22 protein-coding genes and 1 pseudogene are annotated in these 20,132 nt (G+C 67.7%); 9 read left to right on the plus strand and 14 right to left on the minus strand.

The annotated features are described in order from the left end of the window. The first annotated feature begins 48 nt into the window (after positions 1–48). Positions 49–2,052, plus strand: a complete 2,004-nt coding sequence (locus tag ACFVKT_RS35870; RefSeq protein ID WP_385739602.1) for a pentapeptide repeat-containing protein — start codon at positions 49–51, stop codon at positions 2,050–2,052. A gap of 33 nt (positions 2,053–2,085) precedes the next feature. Here ACFVKT_RS35870 and ACFVKT_RS35875 read toward each other — a convergent pair whose 3' ends face one another. After that, entirely contained in the window at positions 2,086–2,487 is a 402-nt protein-coding gene (locus ACFVKT_RS35875) for a helix-turn-helix domain-containing protein (RefSeq protein WP_385739605.1), read from the minus strand. Positions 2,488–2,550: 63 nt separating this feature from the next. Here ACFVKT_RS35875 and ACFVKT_RS35880 point away from each other — a divergent pair, with 63 nt between their 5' ends. Both ACFVKT_RS35880 and ACFVKT_RS35885 read left to right on the plus strand, forming a co-directional pair. Beyond that, positions 2,551–3,162, plus strand: a complete 612-nt coding sequence (locus ACFVKT_RS35880) for a plasmid pRiA4b ORF-3 family protein (protein ID WP_385739608.1) — start codon at positions 2,551–2,553, stop codon at positions 3,160–3,162. Positions 3,163–3,230: 68 nt separating this feature from the next. Further along, a complete protein-coding gene (locus ACFVKT_RS35885) occupies positions 3,231–4,433 on the plus strand; it encodes a glycosyltransferase (protein ID WP_385739611.1) in 1,203 nt (400 codons plus the stop codon). On the opposite strand, the gene ACFVKT_RS35890 is transcribed toward ACFVKT_RS35885, so the two are convergent. Genes ACFVKT_RS35890 through ACFVKT_RS35905 form a run of 4 tightly spaced genes read right to left on the minus strand, consistent with a single transcriptional unit; the run spans position 4,434 to position 8,017 of the window. Then, positions 4,434–4,874, minus strand: a complete 441-nt coding sequence (locus ACFVKT_RS35890; protein WP_385739614.1) for a low molecular weight phosphotyrosine protein phosphatase — start codon at positions 4,872–4,874, stop codon at positions 4,434–4,436. It lies immediately after the preceding gene. After that, positions 4,874–6,010 (minus strand): DegT/DnrJ/EryC1/StrS family aminotransferase, encoded by a 1,137-nt coding sequence (locus ACFVKT_RS35895; protein ID WP_385739616.1) that lies wholly within the window; start codon positions 6,008–6,010, stop codon positions 4,874–4,876. The genes ACFVKT_RS35890 and ACFVKT_RS35895 overlap by 1 nt, the downstream gene beginning before the upstream one ends. Further along, the gene (locus tag ACFVKT_RS35900; RefSeq protein ID WP_385739619.1) at positions 6,007–7,020 is read right to left on the minus strand and encodes an ATP-grasp domain-containing protein; all 1,014 of its coding nucleotides are present in this window, start codon (positions 7,018–7,020) and stop codon (positions 6,007–6,009) included. The genes ACFVKT_RS35895 and ACFVKT_RS35900 overlap by 4 nt, the downstream gene beginning before the upstream one ends. Then, complete coding sequence (locus tag ACFVKT_RS35905; protein WP_385739621.1) at positions 7,010–8,017, minus strand: dTDP-glucose 4,6-dehydratase; 1,008 nt, start codon at positions 8,015–8,017, stop codon at positions 7,010–7,012. The genes ACFVKT_RS35900 and ACFVKT_RS35905 overlap by 11 nt, the downstream gene beginning before the upstream one ends. A gap of 225 nt (positions 8,018–8,242) precedes the next feature. Between ACFVKT_RS35905 and ACFVKT_RS35910 the strand changes: the two genes are divergently transcribed. After that, positions 8,243–9,634, plus strand: coding sequence for a sporulation protein (locus ACFVKT_RS35910; RefSeq protein WP_385739624.1), 1,392 nt, complete (start codon positions 8,243–8,245; stop codon positions 9,632–9,634). Between the two features lie 106 nt (positions 9,635–9,740). On the opposite strand, the gene ACFVKT_RS35915 is transcribed toward ACFVKT_RS35910, so the two are convergent. Further along, the gene (locus ACFVKT_RS35915) at positions 9,741–10,232 is read right to left on the minus strand and encodes a hypothetical protein (RefSeq protein WP_385739627.1); all 492 of its coding nucleotides are present in this window, start codon (positions 10,230–10,232) and stop codon (positions 9,741–9,743) included. 94 nt (positions 10,233–10,326) lie between these two features. Here ACFVKT_RS35915 and xerC point away from each other — a divergent pair, with 94 nt between their 5' ends. Both xerC and ACFVKT_RS35925 read left to right on the plus strand, forming a co-directional pair. Continuing rightward, positions 10,327–11,370, plus strand: a complete 1,044-nt coding sequence (gene xerC / locus ACFVKT_RS35920; protein ID WP_385739630.1) for a tyrosine recombinase XerC — start codon at positions 10,327–10,329, stop codon at positions 11,368–11,370. Continuing rightward, positions 11,280–12,488, plus strand: a complete 1,209-nt coding sequence (locus ACFVKT_RS35925; protein WP_385739632.1) for a hypothetical protein — start codon at positions 11,280–11,282, stop codon at positions 12,486–12,488. Before xerC ends, ACFVKT_RS35925 begins: the two co-directional genes overlap by 91 nt. A 68-nt stretch (positions 12,489–12,556) precedes the next feature. Here ACFVKT_RS35925 and ACFVKT_RS35930 read toward each other — a convergent pair whose 3' ends face one another. Genes ACFVKT_RS35930 through ACFVKT_RS35940 form a run of 3 tightly spaced genes read right to left on the minus strand, consistent with a single transcriptional unit; the run spans position 12,557 to position 14,934 of the window. Next, positions 12,557–13,351: a MerR family transcriptional regulator gene (locus ACFVKT_RS35930; protein ID WP_385739635.1), complete on the minus strand. Its 795-nt coding sequence runs from the start codon at positions 13,349–13,351 to the stop codon at positions 12,557–12,559. 15 nt (positions 13,352–13,366) lie between these two features. Further along, positions 13,367–14,128: an ABC transporter permease gene (locus ACFVKT_RS35935; protein WP_385739638.1), complete on the minus strand. Its 762-nt coding sequence runs from the start codon at positions 14,126–14,128 to the stop codon at positions 13,367–13,369. Next, entirely contained in the window at positions 14,125–14,934 is an 810-nt protein-coding gene (locus ACFVKT_RS35940; protein ID WP_385739641.1) for an ABC transporter ATP-binding protein, read from the minus strand. The genes ACFVKT_RS35935 and ACFVKT_RS35940 overlap by 4 nt, the downstream gene beginning before the upstream one ends. A 201-nt stretch (positions 14,935–15,135) precedes the next feature. Between ACFVKT_RS35940 and ACFVKT_RS35945 the strand changes: the two genes are divergently transcribed. Beyond that, complete coding sequence (locus ACFVKT_RS35945) at positions 15,136–15,447, plus strand: LexA family protein (protein ID WP_385739644.1); 312 nt, start codon at positions 15,136–15,138, stop codon at positions 15,445–15,447. 139 nt (positions 15,448–15,586) lie between these two features. Here the strand turns inward: ACFVKT_RS35945 and ACFVKT_RS35950 are convergent, their stop codons facing one another. Then, positions 15,587–15,826 carry a DUF6207 family protein gene (locus ACFVKT_RS35950; RefSeq protein WP_385739646.1) on the minus strand — a complete coding sequence of 80 codons (240 nt, stop codon included), beginning with the start codon at positions 15,824–15,826 and terminating at the stop codon, positions 15,587–15,589. A gap of 96 nt (positions 15,827–15,922) precedes the next feature. Here ACFVKT_RS35950 and ACFVKT_RS35955 point away from each other — a divergent pair, with 96 nt between their 5' ends. Then, positions 15,923–16,282, plus strand: coding sequence for a hypothetical protein (locus tag ACFVKT_RS35955; protein ID WP_385739649.1), 360 nt, complete (start codon positions 15,923–15,925; stop codon positions 16,280–16,282). Here ACFVKT_RS35955 and ACFVKT_RS35960 read toward each other — a convergent pair. From ACFVKT_RS35960 to ACFVKT_RS35970, 3 genes are all read right to left on the minus strand, one after another. Continuing rightward, positions 16,264–17,265, minus strand: a complete 1,002-nt coding sequence (locus tag ACFVKT_RS35960) for a recombinase family protein (protein ID WP_385739652.1) — start codon at positions 17,263–17,265, stop codon at positions 16,264–16,266. The two genes, ACFVKT_RS35955 and ACFVKT_RS35960, sit on opposite strands and share 19 nt — an antisense overlap. Continuing rightward, positions 17,246–17,605, minus strand: a complete 360-nt coding sequence (locus ACFVKT_RS35965; RefSeq protein ID WP_385739655.1) for a DUF4158 domain-containing protein — start codon at positions 17,603–17,605, stop codon at positions 17,246–17,248. The genes ACFVKT_RS35960 and ACFVKT_RS35965 overlap by 20 nt, the downstream gene beginning before the upstream one ends. Before the next feature lie 360 nt (positions 17,606–17,965). Then, a complete protein-coding gene (locus ACFVKT_RS35970) occupies positions 17,966–18,784 on the minus strand; it encodes an SDR family NAD(P)-dependent oxidoreductase (protein WP_385739658.1) in 819 nt (272 codons plus the stop codon). A gap of 141 nt (positions 18,785–18,925) precedes the next feature. Between ACFVKT_RS35970 and ACFVKT_RS35975 the strand changes: the two genes are divergently transcribed. Further along, positions 18,926–19,333: a winged helix-turn-helix transcriptional regulator gene (locus ACFVKT_RS35975; protein ID WP_385739661.1), complete on the plus strand. Its 408-nt coding sequence runs from the start codon at positions 18,926–18,928 to the stop codon at positions 19,331–19,333. Between the two features lie 279 nt (positions 19,334–19,612). On the opposite strand, the pseudogene ACFVKT_RS35980 reads toward ACFVKT_RS35975, so the two are convergent. Next, positions 19,613–20,132: pseudogene (locus ACFVKT_RS35980) on the minus strand (chitinase); the annotation flags it as partial.

Raw genomic sequence — 20,132 nt, forward strand, 5'->3', positions numbered from 1 at the left:
TGCGAGGAGGGCCGCAACCAAGCGGACACGGTACGTCGTCCACCGGGTATGCCGCATCCAAGCCCACAGCCGGCCTCAGCTCTGCCTGCCTGGCGACACTGTGGCCGCGACAGCAGCCCAGAGGACCTGAGCGGCTGCCAGGGTGCGTACGTCCCTGGCCGCACTGCCTGCCTCACCCACCTGGCCGCTGCCGAACGCGACGCCTACCTAGCCGGCCTGACACCCAGCAGTAGCATCGACCATCGCGGAACATCTTTCACACCAAGCCTTCTCCGTGACCTTATCGACGCCCTCCGTGACCCTGCCACCGGACGCTGCCGCATTAGTACCGCTCGGTTCGAGTCCGCGACTTTTGAAGGCGACGCCTGGTTCCAAGGGGTGATCTTCGAGGGCGAGGCCCACTTTGGGTCTGCAACATTTGAGGGCGACGCCTGGTTCGAAGAGGCGACCTTCGAGAGTGACGCCTGGTTCCACGCAGCGATCTTCACAGGTGACGCCCACTTCGGATCGTCAGACTTCACCGGCGACGCCCACTTCTCGTTGACGGTCTTCAAGGGCAACGCTCATTTCGAGTTGACGGCATGCAAGGGCGACGCCTTGTTCTCGTCGGCGGCCTTCAAGGCCGACGCCGAGTTTGGGTGGGCATCCTTCGAGAGCGACGCCCACTTCGGGTCCGTGACCTTCAACGGCACCGCCCGATTCTTGCGGGCGACATTCGAGGGCAGGGCATGGTTCAATTCGACGGCTTTCAAGGGCATCGCCGCATTCGGGTCGACGAATTTCACAGGAGATGCCGTGTTCGGCGCGGCGAAGTTCACGGGCGAGGCTGGGTTTGAATCGGCGAGCTTCACGGGCGATGCTGAGTTCGGCGACGCGACCTTCCAGAATGTCGCTCAGTTCGAAGCGGCGACCATTCAGAAGGATGCCACGTTTGAGCGGGTAACTTTCGAGCGTTTGGCGATCCTCGGACCGTTGGTGTGTGCCGGGAAAATGAAGTTGTCCGGGGCGGAGTTCAGAGGCCCAGTGACCCTCATGCTCGCCGCGCGCTTACTGGATTGTCGACGAACCCGCTGGTCATCGACCGCTGAACTTCGTCTGCGGTATGCCGTGGTGGTCTTTGCGCAGGCTGTTTTCGAGTACCCTCTCACGATCGCCACGGAGCCCCGCCCCTTCGCATCTTCCGACGGAGAGCTGTCAGAAGCAGCTTTCATCGGTGAGCCTGCCACGGTCCGGATGATGTATCTGGACGGGGTAGACGCAGCCCATCTCGTCCTCTCTGACGTCAACTTGGCCATGTGCCATTTCACCGGCACCGTGCATCTGGATCAGATTCGTCTGGAGGGCGATTGCTCCTTCAACCGCCCCCCGTCTGCCACCTACTGGCGGCACTGGCGCCCGGTACGGTTCACCCAGCGGCGCACTCTCTTCGAAGAGCACATTTGGCGCTCAACTCAGCCGGCGGCGGTCCCGGGGTGGAATACAAGGGTGTCCCGCGATCTGTACGTCGGGCCAGCGCAGCTGGCGCCGGTGTATCGGGCGCTGCGTAAGGCGTTCGAAGACGGTAAGAACGAGCCGGGCGCGGCGGATTTCTACTACGGCGAGATGGAGATGCGCCGACATGACCGCACCGGCCCGACCCGCGCCGAACGCGGGCTGTTGCACGGCTACTGGCTGCTGTCCGGCTACGGGCTGCGGGCCTCCCGCGCCCTTGGATGGCTCGCCGCGGCCATGCTCATAACCATCGTGCTGCTGATGGGCTTCGGGCTCCCCGATAAGGACCCCAAGCAGGAAGCGACCGGCATCGTGCCCTCCGGTGGCGGGCGAGTGACCTTCGAGATCGAGAAGAACGATCCTAAAAACCCAACTGGGCTCAGGGTCACCGGCAAGCGCTTCGAGAAGGCCCTGAACGTCACGCTCAACTCGGTGGTGTTTCGCTCCTCTGGGCAAGGCCTGACCACCGCCGGCACCTACATCGAGATGGCCTCCCGCGTGACCGAACCGATCCTCCTGGGCCTGGCAGTCCTGGCCGTCCGTAGCCGCGTCAAACGTTGACGTGGAACGCCACGGCGAGGACACAAGCAGACCTCAAGACGCGCTTGGAGGAAACCCACCCAACAGCGGCACCTGGATCGTCCGCTTCGGCACAGCCACCCTCCGAGACTTCGCCGACCGACGGATGAGACGCATGGAAAGCCGACCCGGCCGGGGCCGGTCCTCCAGCGCGGCCAGGCCGTCGGCGGCGAACCGCTTGCGCCAGCGCCGCACGGTGTCCAAATGCACGCCAAGGGCGCGGGCGACAACCGCATTCGCACCACCGTCCGCATAGGCCAGTGCGGCCCGAGCCCGCTGCATCCGGCGCAACGGCGCGGTCCGTGACCGCGTTAACTCCTCCAGTATTTTGCGCTGTTCACCATCCCAGGCCACCTGGAACGGACTGGCCACCGGCACGCGCCCCACCCCTTCGACTCCATGAATCGCGTTGATCATTGCTGGGGGCGGCGGGACACGTTCCACCAGGGCAGGGCAAGCATGGGTGGCAGGATGGCCGCCATGGCGATCAGCAGGAGCGCGAAGACCCCGCGGACGGCACCGGGCAAGACCGTGCACAAGATCAAGATCGCCTTGCGGGACTCCCGGCCTCCGATCTGGCGCCGCCTGGAGGTGCCGTCAGACATCACCTTGCGCCAGCTGCACGACGTCATCCAGGCTGCCTTCGGCTGGGAGGAATACCACATGTGGGCCTTCGAAACCGGCCGGGACCGATACGGCGTCGCCGACCGCGACCTGGGAATCCGCAGCGCCGCCTCCAACCGGCTCGGCCAGGTGGCACCCCACACCGGCGCCCGGCTCCGCCACACCTACGACCTCGGCGACGACTGGGAACACGACATCCTTATCGAAGACGTCACCGCGCCGGAGGCCGACACCGCCTACCCCCGATGCCTCACCGGCCGCCGCGCCTGCCCGCCCGAGGACTGCGGCGGCATCTGGGGGTACGACTACCTCATCGAGATCCTTGCCGACCCCGCCCACGAAGAACACGAAGACCGCCTGGAATGGCTCGGCCTCGACTCGGCCGACCAGTTCGACCCCGCAGTCTTCGACGCAGCCCAGGTCAATTCCGTGCTATCCGCCCTTGCGACTGTGCTCGTCAAGAACTGACGCGTCACCGCCCGCCCTCAGCAGCCCGCGTCGTCGCTGACGACGGGCCACAGACTCCTGCAAGATCAATGCGGCGCTGCACTAGGGTGCGGGGGGTGAACACTTCCTCCTTGCTCCCGCGTTCGTTCCGGCTGCTCGTGACGGGTGGAGGCACTGGCGGTCACACCTACCCGGCCCTGACCGCGATCCGAACTCTGCAGTCCCGTCTCGCGGCTGCGGGCGGCACGCTGGATGTCCTGTGGATCGGGACGGAGGACGGTCTCGAAGCGCGTGTCGCTCCGGCGGAGGGGATCGCGTTCAAAACGGTGGCAACGGGGAAGATCCGCCGGTCGTCGAATCCGCTGAAGATGGTGTCTGCCGCGAACGTGAGGGACATGGCGCGGGTGCCACTCGGCGTGGCGCAGGCACGGTCGATCGTCTCCGGATTCCAGCCGGATGTCGTCCTGGCGACGGGCGGGTACGTCGCGGTTCCGGCCGGGCTGGCCGCGCGGCTGTGCCGCGTTCCGCTGGTTCTGCACGAGCAGACGGTCCGGCTCGGGCTGGCCAACCGGAAGCTCGCGAGTTCGGCGACGCGTATCGCGGTGTCCTCGGAGTCCTCGCTGGCGTTGCTGGCCGCCGAGGTGCGTGAGCGTGCGGTCGTCACCGGGAATCCGGTGCGGCCGGAAGTACTGGGCGGCCACGGGGACAAGGCGATCGAGGCGCTGGGCCTGTACGGGTTCGACCGACGTCTGCCGACGGTCTACGTCACCGGCGGTGCGCAGGGCGCCCAGCAGATCAACGGTGTTGTTCGTGAAGTGCTGCCCTGGCTCCTGGCGCACGCGAACGTGATCCACCAGTGCGGTCCGGCGAACGTGGACGAACTCCGGTCGGCCGCCGCCGGGCTGGACCCGGTCCTCGCCGGCCGTTACCACCTGACCGGATTCCTCGGGTCGGAGTTGCCGGATGTGCTGGCGGTGGCCGATGTCGTGGTGTCCCGGAGCGGTGCCGGGACGCTGGCCGAACTGACCGCGCTCGGCAAGCCCGCGGTGTTCATTCCGCTCGCCACGTCGGCTGGGAACGAACAGGCGCACAATGCCCGGCACCTGGCCGATGCCGGGGCCGCTCTGGCCCTGCTCGGCGAGGTCAGCGGCCCCGCTCTGCAGAGCGCGGTCGGCCCGCTCCTGACCGATCCCGCCCGGCGGGTGGCGATGGCGGAGCGGGCCCGGACGTACGGGCGGCCGGATGCGGCGGACAGGCTCGTGGACGTGGTGCTGTCCGCCGCATCCGGCTGATCAGCCGGACTGCGGGCGGTGTCGTCCGATGTGCAGGGCTGTGCCCGCCTCGATCACCACGGCGCAGTTGTTGAACGTGTTCTCGTCCTGGCCCATCGGGTCGGGAACGTCCCGGCCAGGGAGGTAGAGGCGGAGCTTGTGGGCGTTGTGGCCGTTGTCGATCGCGTGGAGCGTGTCGAGGACGGAGGCGTCCATCGCCAAGACGTCATCGGCCCAGTCCAGGTCTTCGATGGTGATCTGCTGTCCGCGGTGGTGGGTGAGGTCGAGCCCGAGCCGCCGGGCTGCGTTGACCATGAGCGGGTTGGCGGGATGGTCCTGCCACTTGCCGATCAGCCCGGCGGAGCGGACCGTCACCGCCGCCCCGCCCCTGCGGGTGAGCGCGACCTGCGCGAACGGGCTGCGACAGTAGTTCCCCAGGCAGACGGTCACAAGCTTGCGCATCACGATCCTCCGACGGACTTGAGGGCCTGGTCGAGGGCGGTCACCACGAGGCCGATGTCCGTTTCGGTGAGGTGCTGGTGGAACGGCAGGCTGAGGATCTCCTCGCCGGCCTGCTCGGTGGCCGGCAGGGAGCGGTGCCAGGCCGCGAACACCGGCTGGAGGTGGTTGGGCGGGTAGTGGACACCCACCCCGATGTCCCGGCTCCGGAGGTCGGCGAACACCTCGTCACGGTGAGGGATGCGGACTTGACACAGATGCGGCACCGCACGGTCCACATCGACGTCGACCAGCGTGATGCCGTCCAGCGGGGCGAGGGCGTCGCGGTAGGTGCGCCACAGGTGGCGGCGGGTGTCCTCGGCGGCCTGGAAGCCGTCGAGCTGGACCAGACCGATGGCGGCGTTGAGGCCCGAGAGCTGGTAGCGCAGGCCGAAACTGTCCACACGGTAGCTGGTGGTGTTCGCGCGCTCGCCCTGTGACTGGACCATGCCCAGGAGTCGGATCCGGCGGATCGTGTCGGCTTCCGCGGGTGTGCGGGGGATGACCATGCCGCCCTGGCCGCACGTGAGGTTCTTGATCGGCCCGAACGAGAAGCAGGTCAGTACCGCCTCGTTCGCCCCGACGCGGCGTGTGCCGTGGCGGGAGCCGAACGCGTGCGCCGCGTCCTCGATGACGACGACGCCCCGGTCGTCGAGGTCCGCCTGGACGGCCGAGAGGTCGACGGGCCGGCCGCCGAACAGGACCGGTATGACGGCGGCCGTCTCGTCGGTGACGGCGTCCATGACGTGCCGGTCGCCGACGGACAGGGTGGCCGGGTCGATGTCGACGAAGTACGGGGTGGCGCCGACGGCCAGGATGGCCTGCACGGTCGCGCAGAACGTCATGGACGGCACGATCACCTCGTGGCCGGGGCCGATCCCGGCGGCGAGCAGCGCGGTGTGGAGGGCTGCCGTGCCGGAGGCGAGGGCCACGGCGTCGGGGACGCCGAGGAAGCCGGAGATGCGCCGTTCGAACTCCTCGGTGACCTCCGTGTGCCCGTACTGGCCGCCGTCCAGGACCCGGGCGATGGCCTCGGCCTCCCGCCCGTACAGGTAGGGGCTGGCGTTGCGCCGGGCATCGGGCCTCGCTGACACGGTCATCGTGCTTGTCCCTTCGCGGTGGCCGTGCGCTCAAGCTCGGCGACGTCGCCGACGGCCAGGGTCTCGGTGTAGTTGGTCAGGAACACGCCGGTCCGGTAGGTGAGGCGTGGGTGGTCGACCGGCAGGCCGAACAGGCCGTTGACCATCTGGCCGACGAGGTCCGCTCCGGCCGCCTCGGTCAGGGGGAAGCCGCCGGCGATCCGCAGGTTCAGCTCGGTGATCGTGACCGTGCCGTCGGCGGAGACGAATCCCTGCACGCAACAGAGGCCGCGGGCGCCGACCGCGCCCAGCGTCCGCTCCACGAGGTCGCGCACGTTGGGGTCGTCGAACGTGGTGGACACCGCGGCGAGGCCGGCCTTGACCAGATCGCGGTGGCGCAGGATGACCGAGGCGTGTCCGGTCCGGTCCACCAGGCAGTCCGCCGTGAACTCGGAGCCGTAGATCCGCTCCTGCACGATGGGCTCCGGGACGAGCTCGCACAGCACGCGCGCTTGCTCCCGGCGGCGCACGAAGTGGACGTTCTGCGCGCCGTGGCCGCGCCGTGGCTTGACGACCAGCTCGGTACCGTCGGGAACCTGGTCGATCTCCTGTGGCTGCCACGTAGGCGGGGTTGCGATGCCGTGCTCGGTCAGCACCTGGTGGAAGAGGGCCTTGTCGGTGCAGGCGCGCACCGACCAGGCGTCCGGGAGCCACAGGCGCACGCCGTCGGCTTCCAGTTGGGGCATCATCTGGGTCAGGGGTTCCAGGTCCGGCTCGATGCCGGCCACTACCGCCTCCACGGCCAGATCCCGGCACAGGCCGGCCATCACGGGTGGGTAGTCGGGGTCGCTGGCGAGGGGGATGACCCGGGGTACCACGAATGGCAGCAGGAACCCGGGGGCGAGCCGGTTCGCGTCGGCGGCGATGACCGTATGGCCCAGGCCGATGAGGCTGCGGGTCAGCCCGAAGCCCGGGTTGGCGCCGACACCGGTCACCAGAATCCTGCGCGGAGGGTGCTGGTCAGTGGGCATGAGATTCCTCCCCGGCGGTGGATACGGTCGCAAACGGGGTGCGCGTCAGCGGTGCCCAGCGGTCAGGGTTGCGCCGGTACCAGTCGACGGTCTCGGCCAGGCCCTCGTCGAGGTCGCGGGCCGGCCTGAAGCCGAGAGCGGCGGCCTTGTCCCAGAACATCGAGTACCGCAGGTCATTGGCCTGCCGGTCCGGGATGTACGCCACCGAGTTCCAGTCCGCTCCGCACAAGGTCAGGAGCTTGGCGGTCAGTTCGCGGCCGGTGAGGTCCGCACCGCCAGCAAGGTTGTAGATCTCGCCCGGGATGCCTTTGAACAGCACCAGCTCGATGCCGGCGCAGTTGTCCTGGACGTGCAGCCAGTTCCGTACGTGCTGGCCTTGACCGTGAAGGGTCACCTTGTCGCCCTGCAGGAGGCGGGTGGTGAAGAGGGGGATGACCTTTTCGGGGAACTGGTGGGGCCCGTAGTTGTTCGAGCTGCGCGTCACACAGACGGGCAGGCCGTAGGTCTGGAAGTGGCTCAGGGCGACGAGGTCGCTGGCAGCCTTCGACGCGGCGTACGGGACGCTGGGCTGCACGGGATCGTCCTCGCTCGCCGAGCCTTGGGCGAGCGATCCGTACACCTCGTCCGTCGAGACGTGCACGAACTTCTTGATGCCGTGGCGGCCGGCGGAGGCGGCAAGGGTCTGCGTGCCAAGGACGTTGGTCGTGAGGAAGTGGTCGGCCGTGGTGAGGGAGCGGTCGACGTGGGACTCGGCGGCGAAGTGGACGACGGCGGTGTGCCGGGCCATGAGTTCGTCCACAAGCGGCCCGTCCAGGATGTTGCCACGGACGAACGTCAGTCTCGGGTCGAGGAAGGCATCCCCCAGATTCTCGGGGTGGCCGGCGTAGGTGAGCGCGTCCAGCGCGGTCACCCGGGACACATCGTCCCGGCGCAGTATCCGCCGGACGAAGTGCGAACCGATGAAGCCGGCACCGCCGGTGACGAGGACTTCGTACATCTGACTCCCACCTTGGTCGTGGACCGGGAAGGGACGGTGGACTCCCAGGACTCCGGCGAGCCACCGCCTGCATCCAGAGAACTGCCGGAGCCGGTGTGCGCGGGAGGCGAACTAAGGGGGCGAACAACGCACATCCGGTTCCCCGCGTCGCCCTCGCGGCCTAGGCTCGGATCCTGCGCCTGCGGCATCCGCGTCGCAGGACACCGGCTGGCATGAGGGGGCTCGGTGGCGCCCAGGAAGGACCGCCAGGGTGATCCCAACGAGGATCTGGCCCGGCTCGTCAAGCAGGCCGGCGCGAGTCACAAATCCCTGGCCGCGCAGATCAACAGGATCGGTGCCGCGGCCGGTGTTCCGCTCAGGTACGAGCACACCAGTGTCGCCAGATGGGTGAACCTCGGAATGATCCCGCGCGGCCGCACGCCCGAGTTCCTGGCCGCTGCGCTGGGCGAACGCCTCGGCAGAACGGTGAGCGTGACCGAGATCGGCATGTATAGCCGGTCAGGCGGACACCCTGACATGGGGTTGGATTTCGCCCGCGACCCCGTCGATGCAATCCGTGTCGCCGCCACCTACTGGAGAACCGTGGACCGCTCCCGTCGCCAGGTCATCAGCAACGGCTTCGCCATCGCTGCCTTCGCAACGCCCGTCACCCGTTGGCTGGCCAAACCGACCGACGCCCCGACCGCGCACGAAGGCGGCCGGCAGGTCGGCCGCAGCGACCTCGACGAACTGTGGAAGGCCGCTGACGAGGCCCGCCTGTGGGACTCGCGCTTCGGCGGCGGGAACTGGAAGGCCAGCTCGGTCACCGAATGTCTGCGCCTGAACGCCGCACCGCTGCTGACCGGCACCTACACCGAGACCATCGGACGCGAACTGTTCGCGGCGACAGCCGAGCTGTCCCGGGTCGTGGGCTGGTCAGCGGTCGACACCGGCCACCACGACATCGCCCAGCGCCACTTCGTCCAGGCCCTGCGCCTGTCGCGGGCCGCGGGCGACGTGGAGAGCGGCTGCTACGTGATGGCCACCATGGCGCTCCAGACCACTCTGGGCGGCCACCCCGAACAAGCCGCCGATATGGCCGAAGGCGCCTACGAACGCGGTCTCGGACACGCCGCACCACGGGTGCTGGCCTTCGCCAAGCTGACCGAGGCCCGCGCCCACGGGCGCGCCGGAAACGCCAAGGCCGCCAAGGCCGCGCTCGGCCGGACCGAAGAGCTCCTCGACTGCATCCGGCCAGGCAGCCACGACCCTGAGCAGCTCGTCTATATGACCCACGCCCGGCTCGCCGCCGACGCCACCGAAGTACACCGCGACCTCAACGACCCCAAGGGCGCCTTCACCTGGAACGAGCTTGCCGAGCCCATGCCCGCAGACCACTTCACCCGTGCCACCGGCATCCGCATGGCGGTCCTGGCCACCAGCCACCTCCAAAACCGCGACCTCGAACGCGGCCTCACCGCCGCAAACACTTCACTGCGGATCCTCAGCAACGTCCGCTCCAGCCGCGCCCACAGCTACCTCCACGAGGCAGCCCGTGCCCTCACCCCGTGGAAAAGACAGCCAGAGGTGGCCGACCTCATCCACCGCACACGCACCGAGCTGTCCGCCGCAGCCTGATGCTGCGGAAGACCGCTCAGTGGAGCACACCGCACGGCGGGTGTCCGTGGGCCGTTGGCACGCCGAAGCCTGGCCCTACGGTTCTCCTGGGTGGCCAGTCGATAGCTCAGGCACTCAGCAGTTCGTCAGCCTGACCTGCGGCGATCACCCTCCTGCGCTCTAGCAGGTCTCCGTACACGCCCAGAGCAACGTGCTCACCGCTGGATGCCGCTTGTGTCAGCGCATAGCGAGCCTCGGTCTCCAACACCAGGAAGGCGTTGCGGTATGCCTGCGCCTTCCGTTCACGTGCCTCCGGCTTGAGGAATGCGATGGCCGCGCCAAGTCCTGCGCTGATCAGCGCCAGTACAGCCGCTGGAACGCGGGCAGTCTCCGAGGACAGTCCGGTCGCGCCCGAGATCCCGGCCAGCACGGCGGACGGAAGCCCGAGAACCGTGTGGACGAACCACCACAGCCGCCTGAGGAAGCGAAACTTCTCCGACTGCCATTCACACTCAGCTCGAAGGCCCTCGACCTCTTGCCCCACGGCGTCGTCTGACGGCACGTCATAGCGAGGAGCGGCATGAGGTGCCCGGCCCCAGAAGGAAATCCCCCGACTCATAGGGCAAGCGTGACAGGTGGGGCCCCACCGGGGCAGGGGGCGCTTTTTGCTTGTCCGAGGACTATTTCGACACCAGAGGTTAGAAGACTTCCCAATGAGCGGTTTCGACCGTCGCGGACTCCGGGCGGCCAAGTCTTTTCAGCCATCGAGCGGCGACAAGCTGACTGCCATACTCCGCCAACGCGGCCTGCTCGCCGCGCAACCGCCCACCGGCCCCTGCATCACCCGCGCCCGGCACCACGCCATCGCCCGCCCGGCCTTCTCCACCGCGGTGCACACCTTCATCGACGTACTCCTCGGCCAGGGCAGCACCTCCAGCCGGGCCCGCAGCCCCAAGACGGTCGAGAACTACGTGGGCGCCATCCTGGGCACCCTCGAAATGTGGATCGCCGACGGGCTCACCGATCCCCGTGAGATCACCAGGAAGCACATCGGGGACGTCCTAGACCCGCTCCGCGGCGACCAGGCCCGCCGCCTGCACACCGCACTGCGCTCCTTCTTCAGGGCCCTCAAACGCGAACGCCTCGTCTTCCGGGACCCGGCCCGGAGCGTCTCCCTCACCAGCAGCCGATCCGTGCCGACCGCACTGCCTTCCGACCGCATCGCGGGCCTCCTGGACCGCCTCGACGACCCGCGCGACCGCCTCATGGTCGCCCTCGTCGCCATCTACGCCCTCCTCCCCGGACAACTCGCCCGCCTCCGGCGAACCGACCTCGACCGCAGCAAGGGCCAACTGCGTCTGCGCCGGGCGGGACGCATGGACCATGTCATCTACCTCGACGCCTTCACCCTGCGCCTGGTCACAGCGTGGGAGCTCGAGCGCCACCGGCGCTGGCCCGACAGCTCCAATCCCTACTTCTTCGTCACCCGCAACACCGCCGTCGACGACTCCGGCCCGCCCGTCAGCGTCGGCGTGGTCCAGTTGCTCTTCCAGCGAGTCGGCCTGCCTGCCGGCCGCCTGCGCGTGGACCGAATCGTCGACGAAGCACGCCACAGCGCCGACCCCGCCCTGCTGGTCAGCGGCACTAGGCATACCGGGGTGTCGTTGTGCATCGCAGCAGCTGCATCGAAGTCGCCTACGAGCGAGACTGGCGCCCGCTGGCCGGAGCCCTGCTGCCGGCCCCGCTACCGCCGGTGAAGGCCATCCTGGCGGACTTCGCCCGATACACCTCCGAGAACCGCTGGCACCAGAAAGTCCACGAGCCGATGGCTCGGGTTCTACGAGTGGCCGCCATTTGGCTGGGCGCCGACACCGTCTTCTGCGAGGATGAGCTCCGGGCAATGCACCGCGTGTTCGGTGGCACGGGGCGCATTCGCGGGCTTCTTGCCTTCCTGGACCAACGCGAACAGCTAGTCGCCTCGCCGCCGCGGCGCAACCGTCACGAGGCTTTCGTCCAGCGCACCATCGCCGCCTTCCCTCCACGAATCAGCGACGAACTCGGCACGTGGGTCGGGGTCTTGCGTGGCGCCAGCAGGCCCCACCACCGCGTCACCGACTACGCCACTATGCGCCGCTACCTCATCTACCTGGCCGCGCCACTCGCTGACTGGACCACCCGATACACCACCTTGCGTCAGGTGACGGAGGCTGACGTCACAGCCGCTGTCACCGCGGTCAAAGGCCCACGCGCCCACGAGCGCGCTGTGGCGATCCGGTCGCTCTTTCGAGCCCTGAAACACACCAAGCTCGTCTTCGTCGACCCCACCCGCGGCGTTCGCATAACCCGTCAGGAACTCTTGCCCACAACTCTGGCGCCCGACCGGCTGGCCGGGCTCTTGGAGACCAGCTCCAACCCGGCTACCCGTCTGGTTCTCGCCTTGGTCGCCCTCCACGCGACAAGCGGCACCGACCTGCGCGACCTCGTCCTCTCCGACGTGCTGCTCACCCGACGGCAACTTCTGATCCGCCGCCCCCACGGCCGTCACGTCGTCCACCTCGACAACACCACAGCTGACCTACTGCACGCTTGGCTCCGCTACCGCCATCAGCGTTGGCCACGCACCGTCAACGCGCACCTCCTGGTCACTCAACAGACCGCCAGCGCGACCGATCCTGTCTCCGCGGATTACGTCTACAGGCGCTTCGATCCCGCCGGTCTGACTCTGCGCGCAGTTCGCGCCGACAGAATCCTGGATGAGGCCCGCGATACCGAAGATCCCGTCCACCTCGTCCGTGTCTTCGGAATCTCCATCACCACTGCCATGAAGTACATCCACGCTGCCCACCCCCACCGCGCCGGTCCTGTTCCTCACTGAGGCAGACGGCCGCCCCCGGAAAGCACGTGCAACCCCAAAAAGGGTCACTCCAGGACCCTGCCCTGCCTTCACGATGGCGGCAGCTCAGTACTGAGTCTTTCGGCAGGCACTCGCTCGATGCGGGTCCAGCCCCTCCAGCCTCGCTTCTCCAGGATTGCCAACAGCCGCGCGGCGTGCGGTGAGGACTCGGCCATGGTTGAGTCCAGAAGGTCGACGAACTGGTCGTCGATGCCGTCGTCGGCACCCACCTCGCCGGCCTCCACGGCGCGAATCATCAAGCGCTCCATGATGTCGGCGACCTCGACTATCCGCGGGTCGTCGGCCGGCCAGTCGAGTGCCCCGCTGAGAAGGCTGTAGAGCTTGACCATGTCGGGGTCGTCCAGCTCCTCGTGCTTCTTGGCGATCACGGAGTCGATCGAGTGCGGCACCTGGGCGGCGATCATGATCCAGGCGTCTCGCTCCATCTCGATGTACCGCTCCTCAACGCCGAGATCGCGCAGCCGGTCGAGGTAGTCCACGACGCCCTGCGGGAGCGCCAGGTGCTCTCCGGCGGCGAGCCTGGCGAGTCGGCTGCGGGTGTTCTGCAGCCGCCGGATCTCGGCGCGCAGGGTCTTGTCGATCTCCTGGACGCCGCCGGCGAAGTCCTCCGGGTCGGCGGCGAGGAGTTCCTGTACCCGGGCCAGCGGCACGCCGGCGTCTGCGAGGGTGCGGATCCGGATCAGTCGCACGACCGCGGCAGCGTCGTAGGTCCGGTATCCGGACCGGTCGCGCTCGGGCTCTGGCAGCAACCCGATCCGGTGGTAGTGGCGTACCGCCCGCACCGTCACCCCGGCGTACGCCGCAAGCTGGCTGATGGTAAGCATGGGTCTCAGCCTGCCTCAGGCGATCTTCCGGCGATAGGCGGCCATCGCGAAGATGTACGCCACGACGAGGATGCCGACGCACCACGCGAGGGCGGTCCAGATGTCCTCGCCGACCGGCTTCTGGGCGAACAGGTTGCGGATCGTGTTGACGATCGACGTCACCGGCTGATGTTCGGCGAACCAGCGCACCGGGCCGGGCATCGTCTTTGTGGGCACGAACGCCGAACTGACGAACGGCAGGAAGATGAGGGGGTAGGCGAACGCGCCAGCGCCCTCGACCGACGACGCAGAAAGCCCGGGGATCACGGCGAGCCAGGTCAGCGCCAGGGTGAACAGGAGCAGGATGCCGGCGACCGCGAGCCATGCCGACACTCCTGCCCCTGAGCGGAAGCCCATGAGCACAGCGACGCCCACGACGAGCACGAGCGCGATCAGGTTTGCGACCAGAGAGGTGACGACGTGGGCCCACAGCACACCCGACCGAGCGATCGGCATGGACTGAAATCGTTCGAAGATGCCGCTCTTCACATCGGTGAACAGCCGGTACGCGGTGTAGGAGATACCTGAGGCGATGGTCATAAGCAGGATGCCAGGCAGCATGTAGTTCACATACGAAACCGACCCGGTATCGATGGCGCCGCCGAACACGTAGACGAACATCAGCATCATGGCGACCGGCGTGATGGCGGTCGTGATGATGGTGTCCATGCTGCGTGTGACGTGGCGCAGGGTCCGCACCGTGAGCGCGGCAGTGTCGTTGAAGAAGTACGTGGTCATCCTCGTCCCCCAGATGTCGTGCCAGTGACGTCGCTCTTGTCGCTGCCGCCGATGACTGCGAGAAAGATTTCCTCGAGAGTCGGCTGCTTCTCGACGTACTCGACCTTGGCTGGTGGGAAGCGTTGCTTGAGCTCGGTGAGGGTGCCGTTCACGATGATCCGACCCTGGTGGAGGATCGCGATCCGGTCGGCCAACTGCTCGGCCTCGTCCAGGTACTGCGTGGTGAGCAGCACCGTCGTTCCGTGGCCGGCGAGCTCCTTGACCGCATCCCACACCTCGATGCGCGCCTCGGGGTCGAGTCCGGCCGTCGGCTCGTCCAGGAAAATCACCGGCGAATTCCCGATGAGGCTCATCGCGATGTCCAGCCGGCGGCGCATCCCACCCGAATACGTGGACACTCGCCGCGCGCCCGCCTCGCTCAGCGAGAAACGCCTCAGCAGGTCATCCGCAGTCGCGCCAGGGTCCTTGAGGTGGCGCAGCCTGGCGACCAGGGCGAGGTTCTCCCGACCGCTGAGGATCTCGTCGACGGCCGCGAACTGCCCGGTGAGACTGATGGACTCCCGCGCGTTCGCCGCTTGCGTGGCGACGTCGAAGCCATTGACGCTCGCCACCCCCGCGTCGGCCTTCAGGAGCGTGGCGAGGATCCTCACGGTCGTGGTCTTGCCTGCCCCGTTGGAACCGAGCAGGGCGAAGATGCTGCCCGGCACCACGTCGAAGTCCACACCGCGCAGCACTTCGAGCTTCCCGTACGACTTCTTGAGACCTTGCACGCGAATCGCCGGACCGGCGATCGATTGGGCTGTCATGGTCATCTGCCTCCTTCGCGGAGCTGTTCCAGGCGACTGCGCGGAAGCTCCTCCCGGAAGGATGGAGGGTTGACCCAGCGTCAAGGTCAAGCCCGTTCCGACCACGGCACGGATCGCCGACCGCCCAGACACACTGCAGCGATGACGGGCCGCTCGCCCCGAGCTCGTTCGGCCGCGAACCCGCCATACTCATAGCTGTCGGTGAACCACTCACGCGTCGGTTCCTGCGACTCACCGGCCAGAAATCGACGAACCCGCCTGCTTCCGGTCTCCGGCGACAGCATGATCGAGGCGTCGATCTGCGACGGCGACATCGTGACCGTCCGGCGCCAGGACAGCGCCGACCATGGGGACAAATTGGCCGCCCTCCTGGAAGACGAGGCCACGGTCAAGGTGCTGCGCCGGCAGGACGGGCAGGTGTGGCTCATGCCGCGCAATCCGTCCTACGCGGCGATCCGCGGCGACCACGCGCAGATCCTCGGGAAGGTCGTCAGCGTCCTGCGTCTGCTCTAGTCGCGCCGACTGGGAGACGTCGGATGAAGTCGCGCCATCCTGCGGCGACTTCGCGTGCAGACAGGGCGCGCTCAAGGCGGGTGTGGCACCGTGGACTTCAGGCTGGTCCGTCACTCCCCCCGTGGTGGCGGACCACGCCTCATAACGTGCCGGTGGCCTGCTCCGGCAGGGAGGTCTCGGTCAGGACCTGCCGTAGATCGGTGTACATCCGCAGCCGCACACCGGGCTGGCCGACATCCCGGGTGGTGCGATCGGCGGTCGAGGCCCACATTTGGGCGATCGCGTTCTGGAAGGCGATGACGGTGTCGTCGTCCAGGCCCGCCACGTCGATAACGAGCAGGCCGGGTTCGGAAAGATGCGCTTCTTGGATCGGGTCCACGTCTGTCAGTACGTGTTCGTGCGCTACGGGGTTCTCTTCAGGCTCTGGATTAACCAGACCGGAGGAGTTGTCAGTGGCGGCGTCTACCGTCCTGACATGACCAGTTCGCCGAACTCCCCTGACAGTGCATGGGTGTTGGAGGCCACCGTCCGGACAGCGCCGGCCGCCGATCCTCAATGGCGCGAGCAGTTGGACAGGCTCCGCACGATCGCAACGTACGATCCGGAGACCCAGACGTGGCATGCGCGCCTCGGTGCACTCGACCTGGCGGGCATGCAGATGCTGCAGACCCTGTTCGGCGCCACGCGCGTCCACGGCACCGAGGTGTGCCTCGCGGCCGTGGCCGTCCCGCCGTACTGGGGCGGCCCCGCCTTCACGAGGGATCCGGAAGTGGCCGCTCTTCTGGAGGCGCAGGCCGATCGTGGTCGGCCGCTCGGTCAGTTGCCTCTCGCCTGAGCAGCCCGCGCCGGGCGAGGACGTTGAGCACGTTGTCGGCGACCTGCAGGTAGTCCTCGCGGGTGCGGCGCGCGTCGGCGACCGCGTCGAAGGTATAGATCAGCAGGGCGACTTCTTCGCGTGCCGGCCGTCCGCTGTCGTCCGGGACACGCAGGTCCCGATATCCGTCGTGAGAGATCGTCGCTCCTCGGTAGGGGGTGCCTACCATCGCCTGCTGCTGTCGCGCTTATGTCGCAGGAAGTCGGCCCCGAAGTCCTAGCCCAGACTCCAGGGATCAAGTAACCCATCGGTAGGAAGCAGGCTCTACGGGGCGGGGTTGAGGGTTTGTGTACGACGCCGACGGACACCTTGACGGCGACGGCGATCTCGCGGATGGACTGGCCTTCGGCTCGGCGGGCGAGGATCACGCGGCGCTTGTCGTCGTCCACGACGGGGCGTCGGCCACCGACCCGGCCGCGGGCGCGGGCGGAGTCGAGGCCGTTCTTCGTCTTCTTCACGATGTCGCGCCGCCTGTCCTCAGCGAGCGCGAGCGCGAGGTCCAGGATGAGGGAGCGCTCGGTGTGCTCGCCGACGGCGATGCCTTCCAGGACTTTGACGGCGATGCCGCGCTGGAAGGCGTCGTTGAGGACGATCAGCCCTTCGAGGAGGTTGCGGCCGAGGCGGTCGACTTCCTGAACGGTGAGTATGTCGCCGGCGCGGAGGTAGTCGAGGGCGGCGGTCAGGCCGGGCCGGTCGTCGACGGCGAGCTTGCCGGCCGACCGCGCCCGGATCGCGCTTGAGCGCGGCCAGCAGGGTGGTCCCCGCCTCGTTGTCCTCGGCCACCAGGGACAGCAGCCGGGCCGTGCCCGCCTCGCGCAGGCGCTCGATGACGCGGGCGCAGAACGCGGCGTCCCACCGGCCCCGGGCCGCGACCAGGATCTTCTCGACGCGGGTCCGGCCCGGCGGCTCGATCCTCCGGGCCCGCTACTCGACCAGCAGGGCATCGTGCTGCCGGTCCTCCACCAGCTCGAGCGGGCACACCTCCACAGCCAGCCACCCGGTGAGCGACTCCTCGTCCGAGAGCGTCGCCGGCCGGAACCCGAGCGCCTCGCGGATCTGCCTGCGGTGTTGCTTCGCGCCCGCCAGGTCGTACTTCGCATGCTCGGTCGCCGGGACCTTCACCACCCCGGCAACGTACTCCACTGCGGGCTGCGGGAAATCCTCAACGAACTCCGGGAACCTGGCCTCGATCTCGAAGAACTTGAGCATGAGGCAGAAGCCCAGCCGGGTCGCGCCCGACTTGTTCGCGACCAGCTCCCAGTCGCCGTCCACCAGGGCCAGCACGCCACCACGTCCTCCGGTGACCACTCCTGCCGCACACCAGCCCCCTTGCCACCAGACCCCACGGGCGTTCACCTGCTCAGCCCAACGAGGGCGCCAGCCACTGGGAAACGGCGCGTACGGACCTCCCGGGAGCTACCGATGGGTTACTTGTTGCGACTGTGCGTTGTAGTTGGCCATATAGGCCAGCTACAACGCACGCCGTGTCAATGTCGCAGTGACCCGGGCACGCCAGGGCCCGGTCTGAGAGGTTCGTGGCTGGTGGGTGCGTGGTGAATGCCGCCTCGTGCACCTCAGCCGCCGCGCGCTGGCGTGCTCTCCGGATGCCGACCGCGCCGTGCTTCTACCGGCGGACACCTGTGCTCATACGCCAGTGAGCTCTTGCGAAGAGGCCATGATTCGCCGCATCTGGGGCAAATCCACTTCGATACGGGTCTGCCCCTCGAAGGTGCCGGGCTTTCCCCAGTACAAGGCGCCTGCCCAGTCGTCGCGCAAGGTGGCCTGGATGACGTTGTGGGCCGACTTCTCGACGCTGCCGGACAACAGTGCCGCGATAACCGTTCCTGTTACACGCATCGGGCGTGACTTCATGCGCAGGAGGTCAGTCTTCACTACCCCCGCGTTGATCACTCCCGCCCGGATGTTCGACTCGGTGCTGGTGAGGTGTGCGGCGTAATAGTGATTGGCCAGCTGGATCGGCTTCCTCGCCTTGATGAAGTCGTACGGTCGGAAGTCCGGAAAGCCCTCGAAGCTCGTTTTGGTTGTGGGGGGAATGTGGGCCGTCATCATCAAGACCCTGCCGTTCTGGCCGCGCTTGAGCGCCGGCATCAGCAACTGGGTGAGGTGGTAGCGGCTCAGATAGTTGACCGCGAAGACTTGGTGCAGGCCGTCTCCGGTTCGCAGGTCCTCCGATGTCATGACTCCGGTCGTGTGCACGAGGGCATCGAAGTGATCGTTCTCCTGCAAGACGCGCTTGGCGGCGTCGCGAACTCCGTCGTGTGTGGACAGGTCGACTGCGTGGAAGGAGGCGTGTTCGACGGCGCCGCCGAGGGAGGCCAGCGTCTCTTCGCCCTTGCGCTGATCGCGCCCCAGGATGACAACGCGGTGCCCTTGTCCGGCGAGTTCGGCTGCGACGTGTCGGCCGATGCCACTGTTTCCTCCAGCGACCAGGATGGACTTCATGAGAGGGAGACCTCCTCGTGGAGCTGCCGGCACACGGCCGCGCAGCGAGCCGGTTACGATTTGTTCCTAACCCCATGATTGGTTACCCGGCGGGGTCTCACAAAAGGCACATCCGTGTGCCTACGGCACACGGGAGGAACGATGACCGGGCCGGAGGAACCCGCGGCGGAACCCGCGGCGCCGACGGACTACGCGGCGATGTGCCTGGAGACGGAAGGCGGCAGAGCGGTCCGCGACCTCCTGGACCTTGTCGGTGACAAGTGGTCGCTGCTGATCATCGGCACGCTCAGCTCAGGACGGCTGCGCTTCGGTGAGTTGCTGCGCAGCATCCCCGGTGCGTCCCAGCGGATGCTCACCTTGAAGCTCCGCGGCCTCGAACGCGACGGGCTGGTCTCTCGTACCGTGCACGCCGAGGTGCCCCCACGTGTGGAGTACGACCTCACGGCCATGGGGCGCACACTGATCGGGCCGGCTGTCGCCCTGGCGACGTGGGCGATGGACCATGAAGCCGAGACCGCCGCAGCCCGCCAAGCCTTCGACCAGCGCTAGAAGTGGCCACGCCCTCTGATCTGCGCAGTCATCCACTTCAGGACATGTCTCGGTCGCCAGCCCACCCTCTACCGCCGCCAGCACGGCATGGGTCGTGGGTCAGGTGGTGGTCGCGCTCGCGATCAAGGCAACGGCCACCGTGGGTGTGGTGAGGGGTCACGGCATCTGTGGCGGCCGCGCCTCCGACATCGTTGTCGGAAACGCGGCCTGCCCGGGGCGCGGCCCTACGGGATGCAGCACGCCCCGAGTGGGCGCCGGACGCCGGGGAGCACAGTGGGCCTATGGCGTGTAGCGGGCGTCACTGCCGTACAGCTCCCTGGTGAACGCCGAGACATCGGCGGTGCGATTGGCGCCGTCGAGGTTGTAGGTCAGATAGACGCCGTAGCCCTCACTGACCGTGCGGCGGGCAAGGCTGGCGGCCGTGCTCTGCGAGGTCCCGCCGATCTGGACGGCCGCCGGCGACAGCTTCGACTTGGGCAGTGCGATGCCGGGAACCTGCCAGGAGCCGTAGTACGGGTTCCAGGCGTAGTCGAACTTGGACGTGATGTCGACGCCGCCGTAGGACAGGCGCGACGCGGCCGGTCCGATGTTGTAGAGGCTGATGATCTTGCCCGGCATGTTGGCGCGCAGTGCCGACACCAGGTACACGAACGAGCTGGCGTTGGGCTGGCCGGTGCCGTTGTTGCCGTACTCGGCGTACTCGTCGTCGAAGTCGATGCCGTCGAGGCCGTACTTGGCCACGGTGTCCGACAGTGTTTTCGCGAACGTCGAAGCCGCTTGCTGGGACGGGAAGTTGGCG

Source organism: Streptomyces sp. NPDC127595, from assembly GCF_042671685.1.
Classification (GTDB): domain Bacteria; phylum Actinomycetota; class Actinomycetes; order Streptomycetales; family Streptomycetaceae; genus Streptomyces.